This is a genomic window from Vibrio sp. 1288 (genome assembly GCF_033344475.1).
On sequence record NZ_JAWPOX010000067.1, the window covers coordinates 1 to 9,839 of the forward strand.

General features: G+C 43.4%; 11 protein-coding genes. 10 read left to right on the forward strand and 1 reads right to left on the reverse strand.

Going from position 1 to position 9,839, the window contains the following annotated elements; genetic code table 11:
* Positions 1–74 precede the first annotated feature (74 nt).
* Entirely contained in the window at positions 75–431 is a 357-nt protein-coding gene (locus R8O11_RS24320; RefSeq protein WP_005377473.1) for a hypothetical protein, read from the reverse strand.
* Positions 432–688: 257 nt separating this feature from the next.
* Here R8O11_RS24320 and ccoN point away from each other — a divergent pair, with 257 nt between their 5' ends.
* The 10 genes from ccoN to uspE all read left to right on the forward strand — a co-directional run bounded on the left by ccoN (position 689) and on the right by uspE (position 9,691).
* Positions 689–2,116 carry a cytochrome-c oxidase, cbb3-type subunit I gene (gene ccoN / locus R8O11_RS24325; RefSeq protein WP_005396488.1) on the forward strand — a complete coding sequence of 476 codons (1,428 nt, stop codon included), beginning with the start codon at positions 689–691 and terminating at the stop codon, positions 2,114–2,116.
* Positions 2,117–2,128: 12 nt separating this feature from the next.
* On the forward strand, positions 2,129–2,749 hold the full coding sequence (gene ccoO, locus R8O11_RS24330) for a cytochrome-c oxidase, cbb3-type subunit II (protein WP_005377475.1): 621 nt from the start codon (positions 2,129–2,131) through the stop codon (positions 2,747–2,749).
* A gap of 9 nt (positions 2,750–2,758) precedes the next feature.
* Positions 2,759–2,932, forward strand: coding sequence for a cbb3-type cytochrome oxidase subunit 3 (locus R8O11_RS24335; RefSeq protein ID WP_005377485.1), 174 nt, complete (start codon positions 2,759–2,761; stop codon positions 2,930–2,932).
* The gene (gene ccoP / locus R8O11_RS24340) at positions 2,932–3,906 is read left to right on the forward strand and encodes a cytochrome-c oxidase, cbb3-type subunit III (RefSeq protein WP_005377487.1); all 975 of its coding nucleotides are present in this window, start codon (positions 2,932–2,934) and stop codon (positions 3,904–3,906) included. Before R8O11_RS24335 ends, ccoP begins: the two co-directional genes overlap by 1 nt.
* A 106-nt stretch (positions 3,907–4,012) precedes the next feature.
* Positions 4,013–4,489, forward strand: coding sequence for a FixH family protein (locus R8O11_RS24345; protein ID WP_005377489.1), 477 nt, complete (start codon positions 4,013–4,015; stop codon positions 4,487–4,489).
* A gap of 4 nt (positions 4,490–4,493) precedes the next feature.
* Entirely contained in the window at positions 4,494–6,857 is a 2,364-nt protein-coding gene (locus R8O11_RS24350) for a heavy metal translocating P-type ATPase (protein WP_213964470.1), read from the forward strand.
* A 15-nt stretch (positions 6,858–6,872) separates the two neighbouring features.
* On the forward strand, positions 6,873–7,037 hold the full coding sequence (gene ccoS, locus R8O11_RS24355) for a cbb3-type cytochrome oxidase assembly protein CcoS (protein ID WP_005377493.1): 165 nt from the start codon (positions 6,873–6,875) through the stop codon (positions 7,035–7,037).
* 8 nt (positions 7,038–7,045) lie between these two features.
* Entirely contained in the window at positions 7,046–7,726 is a 681-nt protein-coding gene (locus R8O11_RS24360; RefSeq protein WP_017634899.1) for a sulfite exporter TauE/SafE family protein, read from the forward strand.
* Between the two features lie 90 nt (positions 7,727–7,816).
* Positions 7,817–8,563 (forward strand): FNR family transcription factor, encoded by a 747-nt coding sequence (locus R8O11_RS24365; protein ID WP_005377497.1) that lies wholly within the window; start codon positions 7,817–7,819, stop codon positions 8,561–8,563.
* A gap of 180 nt (positions 8,564–8,743) precedes the next feature.
* Positions 8,744–9,691 (forward strand): universal stress protein UspE, encoded by a 948-nt coding sequence (gene uspE / locus R8O11_RS24370; RefSeq protein ID WP_005377500.1) that lies wholly within the window; start codon positions 8,744–8,746, stop codon positions 9,689–9,691.
* The last annotated feature ends 148 nt before the right edge of the window (positions 9,692–9,839 follow it).

Consider the following 9,839-nt stretch of genomic DNA (forward strand, 5'->3'; position numbering starts at 1 on the left):
GTGACTGAAGCATAGGAGTTCCCTCCAATCGTTGCCTACTTTAAGTATAACAACAGTTAAAGGGAACATAGCCTTTATAATTGAACTACAACAATGTTTTCACCTTTTTTAAAGGTGATTTTTTTCGATTCAGGCATGATGTCCCATTCTACTGACTTATGCTTTTCGTTGAGATTGATAAAATTACCAGATTGATTTAGATCAATTTTTAGAGTGCTACTTTCTGTCGTTTCGAGCGAAATTCCCATTGAGTCACGATTAATCGTGATTATTTCTCCTTCAATTGTTACATCGCATCGTTCTTTTTGTGAACAGTCAACGCTATTAACACTCTCGTGTGTAAAGGTACGCCAGAAAAATGCGCCTATTAAAACACTGAGCATGATTAAGATTTGTGCAAGTCGCGCCTTTGTTAACTTTTGTGCAGGCATAATTACTAATATCCTTGTTACAAACTTCAAACTTTTTAAATAAAAAATGATTTCCAGAGGTCCAGTAAGGTTACTACCCTGTCATTGAATTGTTAATTCAAGTATAGTGTCACGCTGAAAATGCCACTTTTTATTAAAGTCAGCAATGGAAATAAGGTGATGATAACACTTGAATTCTAGAGTTTACTTGGGTGGTGTTACGACGCAAGTCGTGTTGGAAGTAAAAGTGTAGTTAATTAGAAATTGGAAGCATGCAAATGAGCCAAGTAAAGCAGCTTGAACAAAACTACAACTATACAGTCGTTCGCCAATTTACCCTTGTGACCATTTTATGGGGCATAGTTGGTATGGCTGTTGGTGTTTTGATTGCCGCTCAATTAGTTTGGCCACAGCTAAACTTTGATACGCCGTGGTTGACGTACAGTCGCTTACGTCCACTGCATACTAATGCGGTAATTTTTGCGTTTGGTACCAGTGCTCTGTTCGCAACGTCTTATTATGTTGTACAGCGCACATGTCAAACACGTCTTTTTGGTGGCCCACTCGTTGCCTTCACCTTTTGGGGTTGGCAAGCAATCATCCTGGCAGCAGCCATTACTTTGCCTCTCGGTTTAACATCGGGTAAAGAGTATGCTGAGCTAGAATGGCCTATTGATATCGCAATTGCGCTAGTATGGGTATCATATGCGGTGGTGTTCTTCGGCACACTAGTGAAGCGAAACACGTCACATATTTATGTGGCAAACTGGTTCTTCGGTGCCTTTATTATCACAGTAGCAGTACTTCACATCGTGAACAGCATGGCTATTCCTGTGTCACTTGGTAAATCTTACTCGATTTACTCGGGCGCAGTGGATGCGATGGTTCAGTGGTGGTATGGACACAATGCGGTAGGTTTCCTACTGACCGCTGGTTTCCTAGGTATGATGTACTACTTCGTTCCTAAACAAGCTGAACGTCCTGTTTATTCTTACCGTCTATCTATCGTTCACTTCTGGGCACTTATTTCTCTATATATTTGGGCAGGCCCTCACCACCTTCATTATACAGCGCTACCAGACTGGACTCAGTCTCTAGGTATGGTTATGTCGCTGGTTCTATTTGCTCCTTCTTGGGGTGGTATGATCAACGGTATTATGACGTTATCTGGTGCATGGCATAAGCTTCGTTATGACCCTATCCTACGTTTCCTAATCGTTTCACTGTCGTTCTACGGTATGTCTACCTTTGAAGGCCCGATGATGTCGATTAAGACGGTTAACGCACTTTCTCACTACACAGACTGGACCATTGGTCACGTTCACTCTGGTGCGTTAGGTTGGGTTGCGATGGTTTCTATCGGCTCTGTATATCACTTGGTACCTCGCCTATTTGGCCAAGAGCGTATGTACTCTGTTGGTCTAGTTAATGTGCATTTCTGGCTAGCAACAATCGGTACCGTTCTTTACATCGTTGCGATGTGGATCTCTGGTGTAATGCAAGGTCTTATGTGGCGCGCGGTTAACTCTGACGGTACGCTAACTTACAGCTTTGTTGAGTCTGTAGAAGCGTCTTATCCGTTCTACTTTGTACGTTTCCTAGGCGGATTTATCTTCCTATCTGGTATGTTCCTAATGGCATATAACACGTACAAAACGGTAAGTGCACCAAAAGAAAGCCTAAAAGCTATCCCACATCCGGCATAAGGAGATTTAAGAATGAGTAATAATTCTAATAATCGCCATGAAATCTTAGAACGTAATGTCGGTTTGTTGGCTATTTTTATCGTGTTTGCTATCAGTTGGGGCGCTCTTGTAGAGATCACTCCGCTGATTTTCCAAAAGCAAACGACTGAACCTGTAGAAAATCTGCGTGCTTACACTCCTTTGGAGATGGAAGGTCGTGATATCTACATCCGTGAAGGTTGTAACGTCTGTCACAGCCAGATGGTTCGTCCTTTCCGCTCAGAGACTGAACGTTACGGTCACTACTCTGTTGCTGGTGAGAGTGTTTGGGAACACCCATTCCTTTGGGGCTCTAAGCGTACAGGCCCGGATTTAGCTCGTGTTGGTGGTCGTTATTCTGACGAATGGCACCGTGTTCACCTGTTAGATCCTCGTGAGCTTGTACCTGAGTCAAACATGCCAGGTTTCCCGTGGCTAGCTGAAAACGTTTTAGACGGTAAGCTAACTCAGAAGAAACTTGAGCTATTTCGTGATCAGTTCGGCGTTCCATACACTGATGAAGAGATCGCGAATTCGGCTAAAGAAGTAGAAGGTAAAACAGAGATGGATGCAATCATCGCTTACCTTCAGTCTCTTGGTCATGCAATGAAGTAAGGGGATCATATGGATTTCGGTACAATTCATAGTATTTATACCGTTGTACTCTTCGCTAGTTTTATTGGCATCGTATGGTGGGCATTTAGTAAAAAGCGTAAAGCACGCTTTGAAGAAGATGCCAACTTGGTGTTTGCTGACGAAGAACAAAAGACCCCTAATAACCAAGGAGTGAAGAAGTAATGACTACATTCTGGAGTCTCTGGATTATCGTGATTACTGTCGGTACGCTAGTAGGCTGTGCGATTCTCCTGACTTGGTGCGCTAAAGATAAAATGGGCGTCGAGGAAGGGGAAGACATGGGCCACGAGTACGATGGTATTCGCGAGCTAAACAACCCTCTACCAAAGTGGTGGACTTACCTGTTTGTAAGCACATTTGTGTTCGCAGCAGTTTACCTTGCCCTATTCCCAGGTCTAGGTAGCTTCAAGGGCTTTTTAAACTGGCAGAGTTCGGCTCAAACCGTTCGCTCACTAGAAGAGTCAAAAGAAGCCATCGCTGCAGCACAAGAGAACAAGCAACTAAACCAATATGCAAAAGAACTGGATGATGCCGACGCTTACTTCGGCGAAGCATTCCGTAAACTTGCGCACAATGACAGTGGTCTACGCCCAATTCCTGAAATTGCGCAAGATCCTGAAGCATTAAAAGTTGGTCAGCGTTTGTTTTTGCAAAACTGTTCTCAATGCCATGGCTCTGATGCACGTGGTCAGAAAGGCTTCCCTAACCTGACTGATGATGCATGGCTGTATGGTGGCGAGCCAGCAGCGATCGTTACAACCATCATGCACGGCCGTATTGGTCAAATGCCAGCATGGAAAGATGCCCTTGGTGAGCAAGGTGTTCAAGAAGTTGTAAGTTACACACTTAGTCTATCTGGTCGTAAAGTAAATGCTCGTGAAGCCGCGGCAGGTAAAGCACGCTTCGTAGTGTGTGCAGCTTGTCATGGTACCGATGGTAAGGGTAACCCTGCAGTCGGTGCGCCTGACCTTACAGACCAAGACTGGTTATTTGGTGACTCTCGTGCAGCTGTAACAGAAACCGTAATGAACGGACGCTCAGGCGTAATGCCTGCGTGGAAAGACATTTTGGGTGAAGATAAAGTTCAGCTCGTTGCCTCATATGTCTGGAGTTTAAGTAACTCAGAGAGTAAGTAACTGAGATATTACGTAACATAGCAATAACAGCCCCTTTCATAGGGGCTGTCTTTCCTTTAAATTTAACGCCTTACATTTTTTTCATTTAGCTGTTGAGAACTTTTTTATGGTAAAGCCTTGGTATAAACAATTTTGGCCGTGGTTCCTAATCATCCTTCCTCTTACTGTCGTAGTTTGGACTGTGATTACTGTGGTCGTTTTCTCGAACAACTCTGTTTCTTTAGTCGCCGAGGATTACTATAAAAAAGGCAAAGGCATTAATATCGACATTAGTAAAATGAATGTCGCTCGTGACCTAGGTCTTAACGCTGAGATTTCCTCTGAAAATAACAATGTTGTGATTGTTTTCGCTAAAGGGAAGCTACCTCATTACCCTGCTCTAACGGCCACTTTCACTCATCGTACTCTTCCTGATCGTGACTTCACAAAGCTTGTAACAGCGGATGCATCTGGTAATTACCGACTAAAAGCTGAGGAATCTATTCAAGGACCATGGTTTGTTGAACTACAACCACACGACAAGCAATGGATGATCCAAGGTAAAGTTGAGTTTCCTGCCTCTTCAACACCGTTAATGAAGTAAGCATATGTGTAAATCCTGTTATCACTGCGGTGAAGATGTACCAGCCAACACGGATTTCAAAGTAGAAATATTGGGTGAAATTCGCGACATGTGTTGTCCGGGCTGCGAAACTGTGGCGCAGACTATTGTCGATAGTGGTCTTGTATCATATTACCAATACCGCACTGCGCCTGCAGAAAAGGCAGATCTAGTACCAGAGCAACTCCAAGCTTTAATTCATTATGACAATGCGGATGTACAATCTGAATTCGTACGAAATCGCGAAAATGTTTCTGAAGTAACCCTTTCTTTGGAAGGCGTTTCATGTGCCGCTTGTGCGTGGTTAATCGAAAAGCAAGTTTCTAATACGGCCGGGTTGGTATCTATCCGTGTTAATACAACCACCAATCGAGCGTTACTAGCCTGGGATAAAACTCAGGTACGGTTAAGCGAGCTCCTTTCCGTTATTCATAAACTTGGTTACAAAGCTGCACCTTTTGAAGCAGATAAGCAAGAAGCCTCTTACCATCGAATGATGAAGCAATATCTATATCGGCTAGGTATTGCAGGTTTAGCAACCATGCAGGTCATGATGCTCGCCGTTGCACTGTATCTCGAAGTCTTTGGTGATTTAGAGCCAGAGTTTAAAAGTTACTTTCGTTGGGTAAGTTTGATTTTTGCTACTCCTGTTTTGCTTTATTCCGCTCTTCCATTTTACTTAAACGCATGGCGCAGTATCAAAGGCCGAACCCTTGGTATGGATGTCCCGGTTTCTATCGCGTTGATCTTTGCCTATGTTGCAAGTTTAGTTGCAACAGTAACTGAACAAGGCGAAGTCTTCTTTGAATCTATCTCGATGTTTACCTTCTTTTTGTTAGTAGGTCGATTCTTAGAGATGCGCGCTCGTCGCAAAGCTGCTGCAGCGAGTGGTAACCTTCTTAAGTTGATTCCTGCAATTGCTACAACGCTGGACGGTGATCAGATACCCGTGAAGACGCTAAAAGTCGGCGATCGTATTCGCGTTCTACCTGGTGAACATATCCCCGCTGACGGTAAAGTTATTTCAGGCCGTATTCATATTGATGAATCCATGCTAACGGGTGAGTCAGTGCATGTTGTGAAACGAGAAGGCGATATTGTTTATGCGGGAACGCTAAACGGAGACGAATCATTTGAACTTGAGGTAGTAAGCTCAAAGGCCGATTCAATGATTTCTAACATCGTGCGTTTACAAGATGAAGCTCAACACTCCAAACCTAAAATTGCGGAAATTGCAGACATTGTCGCCCGTTACTTTGTTGGTGTGATTCTTATTATCTCTGCTGGTACTTGGTTTTACTGGCATCAAACAAAACCAGATGATGCGTTTTGGATCATGCTGTCTGTGCTAGTCGCTACGTGTCCATGTGCGCTATCTCTGGCCACTCCGACCGCTCTCACTTGTGCTACCTCTAGAATGGGTAATTTTGGCATTTTGCTTCGTAAAGGCCATGTGTTTGAGACACTATGTAAGATCAACCACTTAGTTGTAGATAAAACAGGCACTCTAACGAAAGGTGATATTGAGATCTGTGAAACAAAGGTACTTAGTGATCTCCCACAGAAAGATTGTCTATCACTAGCTGCAGCTTTAGAGGCTCATGCAAACCACCCTATCGCTCGTTCTTTTGCAACTTACACCAATGATGACTTTATCGTGTCTGACGTGCAAAACGTGATTGGTTCAGGGATTGAGGGTATGTGGAATGGCAAAATCGTTAAGATAGGTAGTGCTGCTTTTGTTCAAGGCAAAGAAAGTGGTGAAAGCCAGGCGGTCTATCTGTCGGTTGATGGCAAGCATGTCGCTAGCTTTTACTACCGCGACCCTATCCGAAAAGAAAGCAAAGCCTTTATTCAACGTTTTGCTGACGCTGGAATTAAGACAACCCTGCTAACTGGTGATTCTCTCTCAAACGCCCAACCAGTGGCGAATGAAATTGGTATCGATCACATCGTCGCGTCAGCAAAGCCAGAAGATAAGCTTGCATACCTTAAGAGCTTGGACGAAAACAGTATCACTATGATGGTTGGTGATGGAATCAATGACGCGCCGACTCTCGCCGGAGCTCACCTTTCTGTCGCAATGGGCGGTGGTACAGATGTCGCTAAAGCTTCTGCAGATATGACGTTACTTGGAGATAATCTCGAAAAGCTACTAGAAGCACGTTTGCTTGCACTGCGTACAAGAAAGGTTATTCGAGAAAACTTGGCTTGGTCTTTGGGTTACAACCTGTTAATTTTGCCTTTGGCGGTCGCAGGTTTAGTGGCTCCCTACATTGCAGTAGTTGGCATGTCTGCAAGCTCAATTATCGTTGTATCTAACTCTTTGCGCCTGCTCAAAGAGAAATAAGTAGAGAAAGCAAACATGGAAAGTCTTTATATATTGATTCCCATCGCTATCGTTCTCGTTTGTGTTGCTGTCGCCGTTTTTCTTTGGGCGGTAAGAAGCGATCAGTTTGAAGATCTTGAACGGCAAGGGCACAACATTCTTCTCGACGAAGAAGACCAATCTAATAGTGATAAAAAGTAGCGACCTTTATGACTCCTGATTTTATCGGTGCGTTGATGATCGGCTTAGTAGGAGCCGGTCATTGTATGGGTATGTGTGGTGGTATCGCGTCTCTGCTTACCATGGGCTCTTCTGCTAAAAATAAAACCACCCCTCTTATCCCTCTCTTCTACAACCTCGGACGATTGATCAGTTATACCTTAATAGGTGCATTAGTGGGTGGTGCTATATCAGGTTTATCTGAGCTTAGTGGGTTAACGCACTCTCTTGCTTGGTTAAGGCTGATTGCTGCGTTATTCATGATCCTGGTCGCGCTGTATATTGCTAAATGGTGGCAAGGCTTACTTTTAATAGAAAAGCTAGGGCAGTATATCTGGCGCTTTATCTCGCCGGCAGGGAAGAATCTGTTGCCACTAAAGCATCCTCTTCACGCGTTGCCATTTGGCTTTATTTGGGGTTGGTTACCATGTGGCTTAGTTTATTCAGCGCTTACTTGGTCGGCGGTTTCTGGTAGTGCGATGAACGGCGGCCTAATTATGCTTGCGTTTGGGCTCGGAACGCTACCTGCAATGCTTATTATTGGATACGGTGCCAATCATTTTCAGAAATTACAAAAATCATTAATATTTAGAAATATTTCAGCATTAATCCTTATTGGCTATGGTACGTATACCGCTGTAGGAGCCTTAGCGTTACTCGGTTTCATATAACGTTAAACTCTATTGAGGTAACATTTTTGCTACCCTTTAGGATTAAGCGATGCTAAAATATTGATGTATATCAAATAGTGAAAGGTTGTTATGATTTCTGAAAAACCTGCAACAAAGCGTATCCAATCAGGCGGTTGCGCCATTCATTGCCAAGATTGTAGCATTAGTCAACTGTGTATCCCGTTCACTCTAAATGAGGCAGAACTTGATCAGCTTGACCAAATCATCGAACGTAAGAAGCCTATTCAAAAAGGACAAGAGCTTTTTAAGGCCGGTGATGAGCTAAAATCGCTATACGCTATCCGCTCTGGTACCATCAAGAGCTATACGATCACAGAGCAAGGTGATGAGCAAATCACAGCGTTTCACTTAGCTGGAGACTTAGTCGGTTTCGATGCTATCACTGGTGACTCCCACCCTAGCTTTGCTCAAGCACTCGAAACGTCGATGGTATGTGAAATCCCATACGAAATTTTAGACGATCTATCGGGTAAAATGCCTAAGCTTCGCCAGCAAATCATGCGTTTGATGAGTAACGAAATTAAAGGTGATCAGGAAATGATTTTGCTTCTTTCTAAAAAGAACGCAGAAGAGCGACTAGCTGCTTTCCTTTACAACCTATCAACGCGTTTTTCTCAGCGTGGCTTCAGCCCTAGAGAGTTTCGTTTAACTATGACTCGTGGTGATATTGGCAACTACCTTGGTCTTACAGTCGAAACGATCAGTCGTTTGTTAGGTCGTTTCCAGAAATCTGAGATCCTAAGCGTAAAAGGTAAATATATCACTATCTTAGACCACGATGCATTGATGGAACTTGCTGGTGTAACTAAAGAATAATACACCCTAATTATTGATGTAGCTCAAAAATGAGCTACATCATATTTCTCATAAATTCCTTTCGAAAGTCCTCAAAAAGTTCTCCAAACTAAGCTACAGTAAAAATGTACGGTGAGTACTCCAAAATACTGATTTAATTTACATTCAGTATCTGGTTTTGCAATAGAAGTGGGCTTAGTTATGAGTATATACAGTAAGATCCTTGTTGTAGCTGACATCAATAATGATGAGCAGCCCGCACTTGCAAGAGCTGTTCAATTAGCTCAGAAAAGTGTATCTAGAAGCCGAATCACTTTCTTTTTATCCATTTACGATTTCTCGTATGACATGACGTCAATGCTATCAGTGGATGAAAGAGATGCTATGCGTCGAGGTGTCATTCATCAGCGTGAGCAGTGGATGCGTAAAATTGCTCAACCATACCTAAACGATGGCTTCGACTTTGATGTTTGTGTTGTCTGGCACAACCGCCCTTATGAGGCGATTATTGCTGAAGTCTATGCAGGCAATCATGACCTAGTCATCAAAGGCACACGTAAGCATGATGTTTTAGAGTCTGTCATTTTCACACCGACAGATTGGCACTTGTTGCGAAAATGCCCTATTCCAGTGCTTCTTATTAAGAATGCTGCTTGGCCGGAACAAGCAAGTATCCTTGCCTCAGTACATGTGGGCTCAGAAAACCCGACTCATATTGATCTCAACGATACGATGGTCGAGCGATTAAAAGAAATCACCACTCGGCTTGAGGCCAAGCCATATCTTGTTAACGCCTACCCCGTTACACCGGCGAACATTACGATTGAACTTCCTGAATTTGACCCAACGACTTATACCGATGCAGTGCGAGGTCATCATTTAACGGCTATGAAAGCACTACGCCAAAAACATGGTCTTGATGAAGAACAAACGATAGTTGAGCAAGGTTTACCTGAAGATGTCATTCCGGCAGCTGCAGAGCGCTTGAACGCAGCAATGGTTATTTTAGGTACCACAGGGCGAACAGGGCTTTCTGCTGTCTTTATTGGTAATACAGCGGAGCACGTAATTGATAAAATAAATTGCGACGTGTTGGCTCTAAAACCAAAAGGCTACATTAGCCCTCTCGACCCAAATACAGCAACCTAATCTCTCTTTAGTATTGCTATGTATTGAGCGCTTTCAAATAAGCGCTAATAAATCCCCCGAATACAGGGGGATTTTTGTTTTCAGCCCTAAACCACCTACTTCAGTAGGTGGTTATCATCCGTTTCGGCTTTGCCTGTAAAACTACTCA